At 45.8% G+C, this 15,146-nt stretch carries 12 protein-coding genes; 9 read left to right on the top strand and 3 right to left on the bottom strand.

The window, feature by feature from the left end:
- Positions 1 to 161: 161 nt before the first annotated feature.
- Positions 162 to 1,349 carry a 3-phenylpropionate MFS transporter gene (locus R7Z49_RS22290; RefSeq protein ID WP_042523701.1) on the bottom strand — a complete coding sequence of 396 codons (1,188 nt, stop codon included), beginning with the start codon at positions 1,347 to 1,349 and terminating at the stop codon, positions 162 to 164.
- Between the two features lie 233 nt (positions 1,350 to 1,582).
- Here R7Z49_RS22290 and R7Z49_RS22295 point away from each other — a divergent pair, with 233 nt between their 5' ends.
- From R7Z49_RS22295 to fis, 9 genes are all read left to right on the top strand, one after another.
- Entirely contained in the window at positions 1,583 to 3,409 is a 1,827-nt protein-coding gene (locus tag R7Z49_RS22295) for a DUF294 nucleotidyltransferase-like domain-containing protein (RefSeq protein WP_318112046.1), read from the top strand.
- Positions 3,410 to 3,442: 33 nt separating this feature from the next.
- A complete protein-coding gene (locus tag R7Z49_RS22300) occupies positions 3,443 to 4,072 on the top strand; it encodes a 3'-5' exonuclease (RefSeq protein WP_318112048.1) in 630 nt (209 codons plus the stop codon).
- 237 nt (positions 4,073 to 4,309) lie between these two features.
- Entirely contained in the window at positions 4,310 to 6,262 is a 1,953-nt protein-coding gene (gene acs / locus R7Z49_RS22305; RefSeq protein ID WP_005386359.1) for an acetate--CoA ligase, read from the top strand.
- Between the two features lie 303 nt (positions 6,263 to 6,565).
- Complete coding sequence (gene aroQ, locus R7Z49_RS22310) at positions 6,566 to 7,015, top strand: type II 3-dehydroquinate dehydratase (protein WP_005382360.1); 450 nt, start codon at positions 6,566 to 6,568, stop codon at positions 7,013 to 7,015.
- Positions 7,016 to 7,076: 61 nt separating this feature from the next.
- Positions 7,077 to 7,538, top strand: coding sequence for an acetyl-CoA carboxylase biotin carboxyl carrier protein (gene accB, locus R7Z49_RS22315; RefSeq protein ID WP_005386355.1), 462 nt, complete (start codon positions 7,077 to 7,079; stop codon positions 7,536 to 7,538).
- 14 nt (positions 7,539 to 7,552) lie between these two features.
- The gene (gene accC / locus R7Z49_RS22320; protein ID WP_005382509.1) at positions 7,553 to 8,896 is read left to right on the top strand and encodes an acetyl-CoA carboxylase biotin carboxylase subunit; all 1,344 of its coding nucleotides are present in this window, start codon (positions 7,553 to 7,555) and stop codon (positions 8,894 to 8,896) included.
- 165 nt (positions 8,897 to 9,061) lie between these two features.
- Positions 9,062 to 9,949 carry a 50S ribosomal protein L11 methyltransferase gene (gene prmA, locus R7Z49_RS22325; RefSeq protein WP_005382507.1) on the top strand — a complete coding sequence of 296 codons (888 nt, stop codon included), beginning with the start codon at positions 9,062 to 9,064 and terminating at the stop codon, positions 9,947 to 9,949.
- Positions 9,950 to 10,088: 139 nt separating this feature from the next.
- Complete coding sequence (gene dusB, locus R7Z49_RS22330) at positions 10,089 to 11,057, top strand: tRNA dihydrouridine synthase DusB (protein WP_005382505.1); 969 nt, start codon at positions 10,089 to 10,091, stop codon at positions 11,055 to 11,057.
- A 23-nt stretch (positions 11,058 to 11,080) separates the two neighbouring features.
- Positions 11,081 to 11,377, top strand: a complete 297-nt coding sequence (gene fis, locus R7Z49_RS22335; RefSeq protein WP_000462885.1) for a DNA-binding transcriptional regulator Fis — start codon at positions 11,081 to 11,083, stop codon at positions 11,375 to 11,377.
- A gap of 74 nt (positions 11,378 to 11,451) precedes the next feature.
- On the opposite strand, the gene R7Z49_RS22340 is transcribed toward fis, so the two are convergent.
- Positions 11,452 to 12,609, bottom strand: coding sequence for an MFS transporter (locus R7Z49_RS22340; RefSeq protein ID WP_258489323.1), 1,158 nt, complete (start codon positions 12,607 to 12,609; stop codon positions 11,452 to 11,454).
- Positions 12,606 to 14,177: an ABC-F family ATP-binding cassette domain-containing protein gene (locus R7Z49_RS22345; RefSeq protein WP_132937296.1), complete on the bottom strand. Its 1,572-nt coding sequence runs from the start codon at positions 14,175 to 14,177 to the stop codon at positions 12,606 to 12,608. The genes R7Z49_RS22340 and R7Z49_RS22345 overlap by 4 nt, the downstream gene beginning before the upstream one ends.
- Positions 14,178 to 15,146: the final 969 nt, after the last annotated feature.

The following is a 15,146-nucleotide window of genomic DNA, read 5'->3' on the forward strand; positions in this document are numbered from 1 at the left end:
TGAGTAGTTTTACAGGCAAAGCCGAAACGGATGATAACCACCTACTGAAGTAGGTGGTTTAGGGCTGAAAATAAAAAAACCTCTCCATGAGGGAGAGGTTTCATTTAACACTGCTTTGATAACGGAGACAAAGCTTAGTTTTTAACCTTTGTTACATAAGTCTAATTCTGTGTTTCAAGTGGCTTGTCTGATACATCAACCACCTGATGTGGGTCTTGCGAATCAAGCTTGATGAACAGAGCCAATAACCCCATCGCGGCCATGCCCCAGAACACAAGCGATCCCCAGTGCTCATAACCCCAGCCACTCAATACGGTCATTAACGCGATAAATGCGCCCAACGGAATCGCGTTATACAACGCTTGCAACGCTACGATCTTATTTTCTTCGGAGTTTTGGATATATTGGATCGCGGCAATGTGTGCGGTAGCGAAAGTCACACCATGCAATAGTTGAACAACCACCAAAGCAATAATTGATGTTGTCGACGCCGTAATACCCCAACGCATCATTACACCAACGGCAGCAGCAATAAACAGCGCGCGTATTGACCAACCTACGAATAAGCGCTTACTCAATGCAAACACTGCCACTTCTGCGGCCACTCCTAAGCTCCACAAGTAGCCAATGACATCTTCCGAGTGACCAGCGGCCTTCCAGTGAATCGCACTAAAGCCGTAGTAAGCCGCATGACTGCCCTGAATTAGTGACACCAACACTAAGAATTTTAGTATCGGCTTGTCGGTCAAAAGAGCGGTCAGCTTTGGACGTTCTGCGCTTTGCCCACCGTGCGTTACAGGCATTGGGTTAGTCGGTCGCATAGCAAACAGCAACGAGATAAACACGCCGAACATCGCAGTGTACAAGATCATATCGGAGCCAAATTCAGCCACCAGGTAGCCCACTGCCGTCGAGCCTGCGATAAAGGCGATCGAACCCCATAGCCGCGTGCGGCCATAATCGAGCATTTTCAGGCGAGCGTAGTAATTTGCCATCGCGTCCGACAACGGAATAATCGGTCCACAACAAAGATTGAACAACACTGTCGCTAGTGCCATTAACCAAAAGCTACCACCCGTAAAAAAGTGAAATCCAACAAAAAGGAGGGCAGCGAAACTCAACCAACGTAAAGCAGGCATAAGATGTTCGACTTTGTGTACTCGTGGGGTGATCACGATATTGGCAACACAACGTGTCGCAAGGCCTAACCCGACCAGCAAACCGATATCTGTCGAAGATACGCCCTGATCCTTAAACCAAAGTGACCAAAATGGCAGATACACGCCATACGCAAAGAAGAATCCGAGAAAGTACTGGGAAATCCAGCCATACGGAGAAGGTTTCAACATTACTAATATCCTAAAACGGGAACACCAACGTTCGAGCCGGGAATTATGGATCGCCATGCGTATTATAAAAAGGGAAGAATAAGAAACTTATCGTTTCCTCGATGGAATACTAACTTTGCGACATTTGGCATCTTCAAGCGAAAACATCGTAATTTAGACCAAAGTCGTCTGGCTTCCGGTAAGAAATTTGTCAGACTTAGAGAGTGTTCCTTCCATCATTATTGGGTGTTCTCATGCCTGACAAATTTAACATGCAATCTCCACCGTTCGATCGCTTAACTGAAGCACAACAAACGCGACTGCGATCGTCTCTGGACGTCGCCTACTATCGAGCTCGAGATGTTATTTTATCCTGCGGACAGAAGAACCCCCACTTACATATTCTGATCAAAGGCGCGGTAGAAGAGCGCTCCAACGATCAACAGGAAGTGTTCGCACATTATGCCAACGACGATATGTTCGATGTACGCTCGTTACTTGAAGACAAGGTACGTCATCACTACATCGCGCTTGAGGACACGCTCTCTTACCTACTGCCGAAAGAAATTTTCCTTGCCCTTTACAACGAAAATGGCCAGTTTGCAGCCTATTTCGATAACAATTTATCGAAACGGCAAGAGCTCATCGAAGCGGCCCATCAACAGCAAAACTTAGCGGAGTTTATTCTCACTAAAGTTGACCGCAGCATTTATCACCCACCGATGATCCTTGAACCAAATACACCAATTAACGAGGTAACACGTTCCTTAAAAGAAAATGGGATTGACGCTGCATTGGTTCAACTCCATGGCGATGATCCACGATTGGAAAAATGGCCATCAGCCCACCCGTACGCAATAGTGACTCGTACCAATATGCTGCATTCTGTGATGATAGATGGTTGCGCGCTCGACACACCAGTGGGTGAGATCGCGAGCTTTCCTGTTTATCACGTTGATGATGGTGACTTTCTATTCAACGCCATGATCACAATGACCAGAAATAGAATGAAACGCCTCATGGTATGTGAAGGCAACCGAGCCGTCGGCATGCTGGATATGACCCAAATTCTCAGCGCGTTCTCAACCCACTCTCACGTCTTAACACTCAGTATTGCTCGAGCAAGCCGCGTGGAAGAGCTCGCTTTGGCCTCAAACCGCCAACGTCAATTGGTCGAGAGCTTATTGAAAAACGGCATCCGCACTCGCTTCATCATGGAGCTGATCTCAGCCGTAAACGAGCAAATTATCGAGAAAGCGTTCGAGTTAGTAATACCACCAGCCTTGCACGACCATTGTTGCTTGATCGTACTCGGCTCTGAAGGCCGAGGAGAGCAAATTCTCAAAACCGATCAAGACAATGCCCTGATTATTCAAGATGCTCTGGAATGGCCTCATTGCGAACAAGTGATGCGATCCTTCACACACACCCTACAACAGCTCGGTTATCCACTTTGCCCTGGTAAAGTGATGGTTAACAACCCGAAATGGGTCAAAACACAGCAAGAATGGATGAGCACCCTAAACCACTGGATAGCTAAAGCCGAACCAGAACAAATCATGGACTTAGCCATTTTCAGTGACGCCCATGCTGTTGCTGGGAATTGCGAGCTGCTGGCCCCAATTGCGGCACATCTTCGTGACACAATGAAAGATCGCATGTTGATATTGTCTGACTTTACTCGCCCTGCCTTGCAGTTTTCGGTGCCCCTAACTCTATTTGGCAACGTAAAAAGTGCTAAAGACGGATTGGACATTAAACGCGGCGGTATTTTCCCAATTGTACACGGCATTCGCGCCTTGTCTTTGGAGTATGCCATTGAAGAGAAGAACACGTTTGAACGCATTGAAGCTCTTAGAAATAAGCGCATCTTAGAATCCGAAACGGCAGATAATCTCAACGAAGCACTTAAATTGTTCTTTAAACTTCGTCTTAATCAGCAACTCAAAAAGCAAGAAGCGTTGAATAACATTGATATTAAACAACTGGATAGAACTGAGCGTGATTTGCTTCGCCACAGCTTACATGTGGTGAAGAAATTTAAGCAATTTTTAGGCTTCCATTATCAAATTCGTGATTAACCCTGATTTTCATAAATCACAGAGGCGTAAGCAATGAACTGGTTACAACGCAAATACTGGCATTACAAATTGAAAGGCTCGCCTTATCAGTCGCTGTTTTGCACGCCAGATAAAACAGAATACGTCTCTCTTGACTGCGAAACCACCAGCCTTGACCCAAATCGCGCCGAGCTGGTGACTATTGCAGCCACCAAGATCATCGACAACCGCATCATCACCAGTCAACCATTTGAAGTCCGCTTACGCGCGCCGCAATCGCTCGACTCAGGCTCGGTCAAGATCCATCGAATTCGCCACCAAGACTTAGTCGATGGCATCAGTGAAAAAGAGGCGCTGCTCGAGCTGCTCGACTTTATCGGCAACCGACCACTTGTGGGCTATCACATTCGTTACGATAAAAAGATCTTAGACCTTGCTTGTCTGCGGCAACTTGGCTTCCCACTTCCTAACCCACTGATCGAAGTCAGTCAGATTTACCACGATAAGTTGGAACGACATTTGCCGAATGCCTATTTCGACTTAAGTCTGGATGCCATTTGTAAACACCTCGAACTTCCTATCCAAGACAAACACAACGCCTTGCAAGACGCGATTTCTGCCGCTTTGGTCTTTGTCCGCTTAACGAAAGGCGATTTACCCAACCTAACCACGCCGTATACATAAAAATCAGTTGACCTAGCTCCCAGAAATACTTTTGTTTCAGCGATTTCCCGGCGCTTCCATCACTCTCATCCTAAAGTCTAATTGTGGAAATACGCGCGGTGACTGACAGTTATAAGCACAACGTCGTCATTACCACGACCAAGTTATTTAGAACCAAAAAACAGCCCTACAAAAATATATTCAAAATCTTATCTAGATTGGTGTAAGGCCGAGAAATAAGGCACAAGGAGAGAAGCCATGAGCGAAGCCCACGTTTATCCGGTAAAAGAAAATATTAAAACTCATACACACGCGGATAATGATACTTACTTAGCCATGTATCAGCAGTCGGTAACCGATCCAGAGGGCTTCTGGAACGAACACGGCAAAATCGTTGATTGGATCAAACCTTTCACCAAAGTAAAAAGCACTTCTTTCGACACTGGCCATGTTGATATTCGCTGGTTTGAAGATGGCACACTGAACGTCTCGGCTAACTGTATTGACCGTCATCTTGCAGAACACGGGGATGACGTCGCCATCATTTGGGAAGGCGATGATCCAGCCGACGACAAAACACTCACTTTCAACGAACTGCACAAAGAAGTGTGTAAATTCTCCAACGCATTGAAAGAGCAAGGCGTACGCAAGGGCGACGTGGTGTGTCTATACATGCCAATGGTGCCAGAAGCTGCAGTGGCTATGCTCGCTTGTACCCGTATTGGTGCGGTTCACACCGTAGTATTTGGCGGTTTCTCACCAGAAGCGCTATCCGGCCGTATCATCGACTCTGACGCTAAAGTCGTGATCACCGCAGACGAAGGCGTACGTGGCGGACGCGCTGTTCCACTGAAAAAGAACGTGGATGAAGCACTAACCAACCCAGACGTAAAAACCATCAATAAAGTCGTCGTGCTTAAACGTACAGGTGGTGATGTTGAATGGCATGAACACCGTGATGTTTGGTGGCACGAAGCAACAGCCAACGTTTCTGACGTTTGCCCACCAGAAGAGATGAAAGCCGAAGACCCGCTGTTCATCCTCTACACATCTGGCTCGACAGGTAAACCTAAAGGCGTACTACATACTACAGGCGGTTACCTCGTCTACGCGGCAATGACCTTTAAATATGTCTTCGATTATCAACCAGGAGAAACCTTCTGGTGTACCGCGGATGTGGGCTGGATTACAGGCCATACTTACCTAATTTATGGTCCACTAGCGAACGGGGCCAAAACCATTCTGTTTGAAGGTGTTCCAAACTACCCAAGCACGGCTCGTATGAGTGAAGTGGTTGATAAGCACCAAGTGAACATTCTCTACACTGCGCCAACCGCTATTCGTGCACTAATGGCAAAAGGTAACGAAGCGGTAGCAGGGACATCTCGTTCAAGCTTACGTGTGATGGGTTCAGTAGGTGAGCCTATCAACCCTGAAGCGTGGGAGTGGTACTACAAAACGATTGGTAACGAGAGCTCGCCTATCGTTGATACTTGGTGGCAAACAGAGACCGGCGGTATCTTAATTGCACCACTACCAGGCGCAACAGATTTAAAACCAGGCTCAGCAACTCGACCATTCTTCGGAGTCCAACCTGCACTGGTTGATAACATGGGCAACATCATTGAAGAAACCGCAGCAGAAGGTAACTTGGTGATCCTTGATTCATGGCCAGGTCAGATGCGTACTGTTTATGGCGACCACGAGCGCTTTGAACAGACCTACTTCTCAACCTTTAAGGGAATGTACTTTACTAGTGATGGGGCTCGTCGTGACGAAGACGGTTACTACTGGATCACGGGCCGTGTTGATGACGTACTAAACGTGTCGGGTCACCGCATGGGTACCGCTGAAATAGAATCGGCTCTTGTCGCACATCATAAAATTGCTGAGGCCGCTATTGTGGGCATTCCGCATGATATCAAAGGCCAAGCTATCTACGCTTACATTACCTTGAACGATGGTGAATTCCCGTCAGCAGAGCTACACAAAGAAGTGAAAGATTGGGTGCGTAAAGAAATTGGTCCAATTGCAACACCAGATGTACTGCACTGGACGGATTCCTTACCGAAGACTCGTTCTGGTAAGATCATGCGTCGAATCCTGCGTAAAATTGCAACGGGTGATACTAGCAACCTCGGAGACACATCAACGCTTGCCGATCCGAGCGTTGTAGATAAACTTATCGCAGAGAAAGCAGAATTGGCATAAATTCAACCAACTGTTTTAAAAGCACTTTAAAAACCGCCATCACTCATGGCGGTTTTTTGCTTTAGTGCACAAATTGGCCACACAAAAAATATGGCAATTATGTTGTTTTTGTTAACTTGGTTACAGAAACGAGAGTGGCTATTAGGAGATTAGACCAGTAAATTGCTGCTAATTGCTATGAATTAGCTATAATCTTGGTCGATTTTTTAAAATTTGCTCGGTTTTAACAAAAAAATCGTGCTGAACTATCGTATATTTGGGAATATAAACGTTCCACTCACGATAAGGGAAGATAGCAACACAATGTCTGCAAAGTCACGGATTCTTGTTCTAAACGGACCAAATCTTAATCTATTGGGTCTGCGCGAACCGACACACTATGGTCACAGTACCTTAGCTCAAGTTGTGGATACTCTTACAGAGCAAGCCCATAACGCTGGGGTAGAACTGGAACACCTACAATCAAATCGTGAGTACGAACTGATTGAAGCCATTCACGCTGCCTATGGCAAGATTGACTTCATCATCATCAATCCAGCGGCTTTCACTCATACTAGTGTGGCGCTGCGAGATGCATTACTTGGCGTCGCCATCCCATTTATTGAGGTGCACTTATCAAATGTGCACGCACGTGAACCATTCCGTCATCACTCTTACCTGTCAGATAAAGCAGAGGGTGTGATTTGCGGTTTAGGCGCACAAGGTTATGAATTTGCTCTGTCTGCAGCGATCAATAAGCTACAGGCAAAGTAACCCTAACACTCTGCAACCCTACGAGGGTTGTCTTAATCACAAGATAAAAGAGAAAGAAAAGATGGATATTCGTAAAATCAAGAAGCTAATTGAGTTAGTTGAAGAGTCTGGCATTGCTGAGCTAGAGATCTCTGAAGGTGAAGAGTCAGTGCGCATCAGCCGTCATGGCACTGCAGCCCCTCAAGCACCAATTCACTACGCAGCAGCTCCAGCGGCGGCACCTGCTCCAGTAGCAGCGGCACCAGTAGCGGAAGCGCCAGCAGCAGAAGCTCCAGCAGCAACACCTGCAGGTCACCAAGTTCTTTCTCCAATGGTTGGTACTTTCTACCGCTCTCCAAGCCCAGACTCTAAAGCATTCGTAGAAGTGGGTCAGAAAGTAAATGCTGGCGATACTCTATGTATTGTTGAAGCAATGAAAATGATGAACCAAATCGAAGCGGACAAATCTGGCGTTGTTACAGCAATCCTAGCTGAAGACGGCCAACCAGTTGAATTCGACCAACCTCTTGTTGTAATCGAATAAGCGGGGCTTGCCTTATGCTAGACAAAGTAGTCATCGCGAACCGAGGTGAAATTGCACTTCGTATTCTTCGCGCTTGTAAAGAATTAGGTATTAAGACCGTCGCTGTTCACTCGACAGCTGACCGCGATCTTAAGCACGTACTGCTCGCAGACGAAACCGTATGTATCGGCCCTGCTCGTGGTATCGACAGCTACCTAAACATTCCACGCATCATTTCTGCAGCAGAAGTGACTGGTGCTGTTGCTATCCACCCAGGTTACGGCTTCCTGTCTGAGAACGCAGACTTCGCAGAGCAAGTTGAGCGCAGTGGTTTCATCTTCGTTGGTCCAAAGGCAGACACTATCCGCCTAATGGGCGATAAAGTATCTGCTATCAATGCAATGAAGAAAGCAGGCGTTCCTTGTGTACCGGGTTCTGACGGCCCTCTAGACAATGACGAAGAGAAAAACAAAGCATTTGCTAAGCGCATTGGTTACCCAGTAATCATCAAAGCATCTGGCGGCGGCGGCGGTCGTGGTATGCGTGTTGTTCGCGCAGAGAAAGACCTTATCCAAGCTATTGCAATGACACGTGCTGAAGCAAAAGCGGCGTTCAACAATGACATGGTTTACATGGAGAAATTCCTAGAAAACCCTCGTCACGTTGAAGTTCAGGTTATTGCTGACGGTCAAGGCGGCGCAATCCACCTTGGTGAGCGTGACTGTTCAATGCAACGCCGTCACCAAAAAGTAGTGGAAGAAGCTCCAGCACCTGGTATCACCGAAGAAATGCGTAAGTACATCGGTGAACGCTGTACTCGTGCATGTATCGAGATCGGTTACCGCGGCGCAGGTACGTTTGAATTCCTATACGAGAACGGTGAGTTCTACTTCATCGAAATGAACACTCGTATTCAGGTAGAGCACCCAGTAACAGAGATGGTTACTGGCATCGACCTAATTAAAGAACAGCTTCGTGTTGCAGCGGGTCAGCCTCTGTCATTCACTCAAGATGATATTAAGATCCGTGGCCATGCGATTGAGTGTCGTATCAACGCAGAAGACCCTGAGCGCTTCCTACCATCTCCGGGTAAGATCGAGCGTTTCCACGCTCCTGGCGGTATGGGTGTACGTTGGGAATCTCATATCTACACAGGCTACACAGTACCACCTCATTACGATTCAATGATTGGTAAACTGATCACTTACGGTGAGAACCGTGATGTAGCGATTGCACGTATGAAAAACGCACTGGGTGAGATGATCATCGAAGGCATCAAAACTAACGTGCCACTGCAATTCTCCATTATGAATGACGAAAACTTCCAACACGGTGGTGCAAACATCCACTACCTAGAGAAGAAGCTTGGCTTACAATAAGCCTAAGCAAACGTCTTAAAAAATGCCCACTCCCGTGGGCATTTTTGTTTTATATGTACGCAAAGGGCTCAACATATAAATCGGCTTATTTGGGTATATACTCAAACAAATCGTAGAGTTCTGGTAAACTCTGCGCCACTTCATTCACTTTAAGAGCAAAAACCAATGCCTTGGATTCAAATCAAACTCAACGCGACCAATGAAAACGCTGAGCAAATCGGCGATATGCTAATGGAAGAGACTGGCGCGCTGTCTGTTACATTCTTAGACGCGCAGGATACACCTGTATTCGAACCTCTACCTGGCGAAACTCGCTTATGGGGCGATACTGATATTCTGGCACTGTATGATGCAGAAGCAGACACTAACTTCATCATCGACCAAATTAAAGCGAGCAATATGCTGGCTGACAATTTTGCTTACAAAGTAGAACAGCTTGAAGATAAAGACTGGGAACGCGAATGGATGGAAAACTTCCACCCAATGAAATTTGGTGAACGCCTATGGATTTGCCCAAGCTGGCGCGACATTCCAGATCCTGACGCTGTTAATGTTATGTTGGATCCAGGCCTTGCATTCGGTACGGGTACTCACCCTACAACAGCACTTTGTCTTGAGTGGCTAGAAAGCATGGACTTAAGCGGTAAGACCGTTATCGACTTCGGTTGTGGCTCAGGTATTCTTGCGATCGCAGCGATCAAACTGGGCGCTGAAAAAGTGATAGGGATCGACATTGATCCTCAAGCCCTGCTTGCTTCAAAAGACAATGCTGAGCGTAATGGCGTTGCAGACAAACTAGAAGTTTACTTACCGCAAAATCAACCAGAAGGTCTCGTCGCTGACGTCGTTGTGGCCAACATCCTTGCGGGACCTTTACGTGAACTTGCACCTATCATCAAAGGACTAGTTAAGCCAAATGGCGACCTCGCTATGTCCGGCGTATTAGACACTCAAGCTGAAGATGTTGCGAACTATTACCGTGACGAGCTTCACATTGACCCGATTGTTGAGCAAAGTGAATGGTGTCGCATCTCTGGTCGTAAGCAAGGCTAGACAAGGTTTTCAGAGCTAATTGTTTGAAATTCATACAATTTACAAAAACAATTTGTAAATGCTCAAATATTAGTCTTTTCACGCAGTGAAAAAATGCGTAAAATGCGCGCCCTTGCTGGTACAGAACTGTGATGACGTTTTGAAAATCGGAAACTATCAACTTAAGAACAATCTAATCGTAGCCCCTATGGCTGGTGTAACGGATAGACCGTTTCGCGAGTTGTGTCTTCGCTATGGTGCGGGAATGGCCGTCAGTGAAATGATGTCTGCTAACCCAAAACTATGGGGAACGTCAAAGTCGAAACAGCGCATGGTACACGAGGGCGAATCGGGCATTCGCTCTGTACAGATTGCGGGTTCCGATCCACAGCTTATGGCGGACGCAGCTCAATTCAGTGTTGAGAACGGTGCACAAATCATCGACATCAACATGGGCTGCCCGGCAAAAAAAGTGAATAAGAAGCTAGCGGGCTCTGCTCTGCTTCAATACCCAAACATTATCGAAGAGATTTTGAAAGCGGTCGTGAATGCAGTGGACGTTCCTGTAACGTTAAAGACTCGAACTGGCTGGGATACAGACAACAAGAACTGTGTCCAGATCGCTAAATTAGCCGAAAACTGCGGCATACAAGCTCTTGCTCTGCATGGCAGAACGAAAGCATGTATGTACAAAGGTGAGGCCGAATATGACAGCATTAAAGCGGTAAAAGAGGCGATTTCAATTCCGGTTATCGCGAACGGTGATATCGATAGCCCGGAGAAAGCCAAATTTGTACTGGAGTACACCGGTGCGGACGCTTTAATGATTGGACGCCCTGCCCAGGGTCGTCCTTGGATTTTCCAGGAAATCCATCACTATTTGGAAAACGGCACCACAATGGAGGAACTTCCAACTGAGGAAGTGAAAACCATTATGCTTGGTCATGTAAATGCTCTGCATGAGTTTTATGGGGAGTTCTTAGGTCCACGTATCGCGCGCAAGCACGTTGGGTGGTACCTGAAAGAGCATGAACAGGCAAGTGAGTTTCGCCGTACCTTCAACGCTATCGACGCAGCTCCGCTGCAAATTGAGGCGTTAGAAGGTTATTTTGATAACGTTGCATCATAATTAAGAGAAGAGCTAGACCGAATATGTTCGAACAAAATCTGACTTCAGAAGCATTAACAGTAACTACAGTAACGTCACAAGACCAGATTACTCAGAAGCCTTTACGTGACTCTGTTAAAGCGTCTCTTAAAAACTACCTTGCTCAACTAAACGGCCAGGAAGTAACAGAACTATACGAATTAGTTCTAGCTGAAGTTGAACAGCCACTACTAGATACTATCATGCAGTACACTCGCGGTAACCAAACTCGCGCAGCAACTATGATGGGTATCAACCGCGGTACTCTTCGCAAGAAACTTAAGAAATACGGCATGAACTAAGACCGTTTTTCAAAAAGTATTTGGAACAAGCCGTTACCTTTTTAGGTAACGGCTTTTCTTTATCTACTAAAACACTACGAATAACGCTCACTTTGTTCAGTATTACCAACTGGCTTTAAGATAACTACTGCTGAGCCAAACAATAGCAAAGCCACGAAAGCGACCCATTCATTGCCTACAGAATACGCGAAGCCCGCCAAGGCAGACCAAATCGCGACACCAAAGTGCATCATACTCATTCCAAAAGACATTAACACACCTCGATATTCATCAGATAAGCTTGCGATATGTGCTTGTAATGCCGGAGAACCAACCCCTCCAGCAAGAGACCAGAGCACTAGAGCTGGAAGATAAGCGGTAACCGTACTCATCTCACTTGAGAACACCCATGCACTGCAAGGTATGCACACCATTAAAGCCACTCGCATAACAGCTCGAGAGCTACCAAGCCAACGGCAAGCTCTCCCCACGCACATATTTCCAACCACACTCACGATCCCTAGAGCAGCATAAATAGCGCCCACCCAACCGAGCGCCAACTCGCTGGTATCTCGAATATGAAGGCCTATCAGGTTAAATACACCAATACGTCCCCCTAGGCCTAAACACATCGCTAGAATCGCCCTCAACGCGCCTGGAAGATGAATGACGTCTGTGATAGGTGGCAGAGTATCTGACTTCTTGGACTCATTATGCTTGTTGTTCATGGACACTACGCTCATGGCACCGACAAAAAGAGCCGCCACGCCCAAAATAATAAAAGCGGTACGCCATGATAAAAGCTGGGTCAACAATGCTCCGATCGCCGGACTAGTTATCATACCTAGCGTTAATCCCGCCTGAACCATCACAATTTGACGCATCGCTCTATTACCCTTCGCGTCTCCCGCTAACGCGAATGCAATTGGTAACATGCCTGCACTTGCAATACCAGTGATCACACGAGTTGCAATAGCAAGTTCAAAATCATGAACTATGCCCGTCGTAATAGACGCAACCCCAAATACAAAGCAAGCAGGCACCATGATACGAATACGCCCAACTCGGTCTGATAAACGGCCCAAGTAAGGAGCGCAAATTGCTATGGCTAAACTATATGCCGTAATAAATAAGGTCACCTGACTCGGTTGAACACTTAAATCATTTCCGATAGGTTCAAGAATAGATCCAAGCATCAACTCATCAGCACCAACAAGAAAAGCAACGAGAAATAGGATCATGGACTGCATCATAGCTCCACCTCCTGTTCTGTTTTCGATTCAGCACAAGTGAGCAACGAAATATCTAAAACTCTATCAGGCCAAGATTGCAAAAATGCCTTCTCATGAGATACTACAATCACGCTACCGGAAAAGCGCAGGAGAGCCTCTTTAAGCGCATTTTTACTGCTGCTATCCAAATGTGTTGTTGGTTCGTCCAACAGCAAAACATTGCATTTCTGAACCGATAAACAACACAGTTTCACCCGAGTTTGCTCACCACCGCTCAATGTATCTAAGTGGCGCTGCGTCTTATCCCCCGTAATCCCAAAGCGAGCTAATAGCTTGCGTGACTCTTTGCTTGAGATTGTTGGCGCACAAGAGCACAGCTCCTGTTCAGGCGTGTTCTGAGGATGGCGCCAAGACAAATCTTGAGAAAAATAACCAATTATTGCACCTTTTGCCAATACCACCTCACCAGAGAGTGGCTCGATCTCCCCCATCAGGGTTTTAAGTAAGGTCGACTTACCCACGCCGTTAAAGCCAGCAACAACCAACTTTTCCCCGCGCGCTAACGTGATATCAAACACTGGAAGCAGAGGCTGCTGATAACCGATCATCAACGCTTTTGCGTCAATCACATTCGGTTGCCCAATGGGCTGGTAAGCAAAGTCAAACATCGATACTTTCTCTACATTATTCAGTTGAATACGTTCGATTTTATCCAGTTTTTTCTTACGCCCTTTAGCAAGACTCGCGTTAACTCCAGCGCCATTTTTGGCAATAAATTGCTCTAACTTTCGAATTTCATTTTGCTGAGCCTTATATTGCTTTTCTATCAAAGCACCATCGTGATGCTTTTGCTGCATTGCTTTGACATAAGTGCCGCTGTATTTTCGAACCGTTTGATAATCAATATCACAAATACTGGTCGCTACTTGATTAAGGAAATCAACATCATGAGAAACCAGTAAAACGGTGCCAATGTAATCATTGAGAAACGTGACTAGCCATTCAATGTGCGGAGCATCAAGATAGTTTGTCGGCTCATCAAGAATTAACACATCGGGGTTGCGAAGTAACAACCTGCCTAAAAGGACTTTGTGTCTTTGACCGCCACTTAGCGAGACAAGCGGTGTATCTAAGCCAAATTGATAAATGCCAAGACCTACAGCAACTTGTTCAATTTTGGTATTAATTGCATAGAAGTTTTCATCTTCTAAATATGCCTGTAGCCGAGCGACTTGGCTTAAAAGAGATGTAGAGTGAGACTCGGTCATCGCATGATACAAAGTCCAAAGCTTTTGCTCTGCAGCGTATAAACTCTCAAAAGAGCCCTTTAAACACTCATGAACTGTCAGCACATTATCGATCTTAAAATGTTGTTCTAAATACCCTACCTCAAGGCTTGGTAACCATTCAATGCGGCCCTTATCTGCAGATAATTCACCGAAAAGCAGTTTCAATAAGGTGCTTTTTCCAACACCATTCGCTCCGGTGATACCTACTTTCTCTCCCACGTTAATACGAAAGGTCACGTTGTTGTATAATGTCTTATCGGCTATCTGATAAGACAAATTTTTAACTTGTAAAATACTCATGTTTTCAACCAAATAAAAAAGGGCCGGTGATCAATACCGGCCCTTATTTCAATACTGGGAAATGCTTTGTAGCTGCTTAACAGATACAAAAAGGCCGATGATGAAATATCACCGGCCATCTCTTCTCTTTTATCAGGTGTACAAGCACCTGCGTATAACTTCAGCGAAGCTACCCACACATAAAACACCTGATGAAGATTAATTTAAGACTCCGAGCAACACTTCATCGCGTTTTTTGCACGGAGTTCAGCCTTCTTACAAAGCTTTTAAACAAGAGATATAACATGATTTACTGTCGAAAAAATATTCGATGTGAAGCGTACACCTTTAGAATAAAAAGTACCAGATAATTATTAAAAACTATCGTGACTTAGACGAAGATCCACTGAAAGAAGACCTTTCCTCAGTCAATGTGCTAGGTGAACGACTTACTCAGCAAACACAGCTATGAAAGCACCTATACCGCTCACGTTATACGTACGTAGTGGTGGCTTTGAAGGTTGGAGAGGGTTAGAGGGAAGAAGTAGCGAATATACTTTAAGACACTGGCTTAAATAGATCGACAAAACAAAATCCATGTTTGGAAAGTTTTAAATGCGCTGAGTTTATATTAATAAGCGCCTATGGCTAAATCAAAACATCTAAAGCAGAGAAATCTCCCCCGAAAATAACATAACCTATTGAATAAATTTTCCAGGTAATAATAAAGGAAGCTTTGGTAAGTTAAGCACAGGGGCTCAAAACTAGCGCTCGAGACTGCAGAAACCACACAAAACTGCGTTCCACTTCACTCATAACAGGGCTTAGAAAGCATCGCCAGAGGGAAGCCGGCCTCTCGATGCAAGGTTTCAATATGAAAGTGGGTTTAAGGTAAGTCGGGGAACCAAAACGAAAAAAGCCTCAGTCTTTCGACTGAGGCTTAATATAAGTGGCGGAGTGGACGGGACTCGAACCCGCGACCCCCGGCGT

Source organism: Vibrio sp. 1562 (assembly GCF_033340155.1).
Classification (GTDB): domain Bacteria; phylum Pseudomonadota; class Gammaproteobacteria; order Enterobacterales; family Vibrionaceae; genus Vibrio; species Vibrio alginolyticus.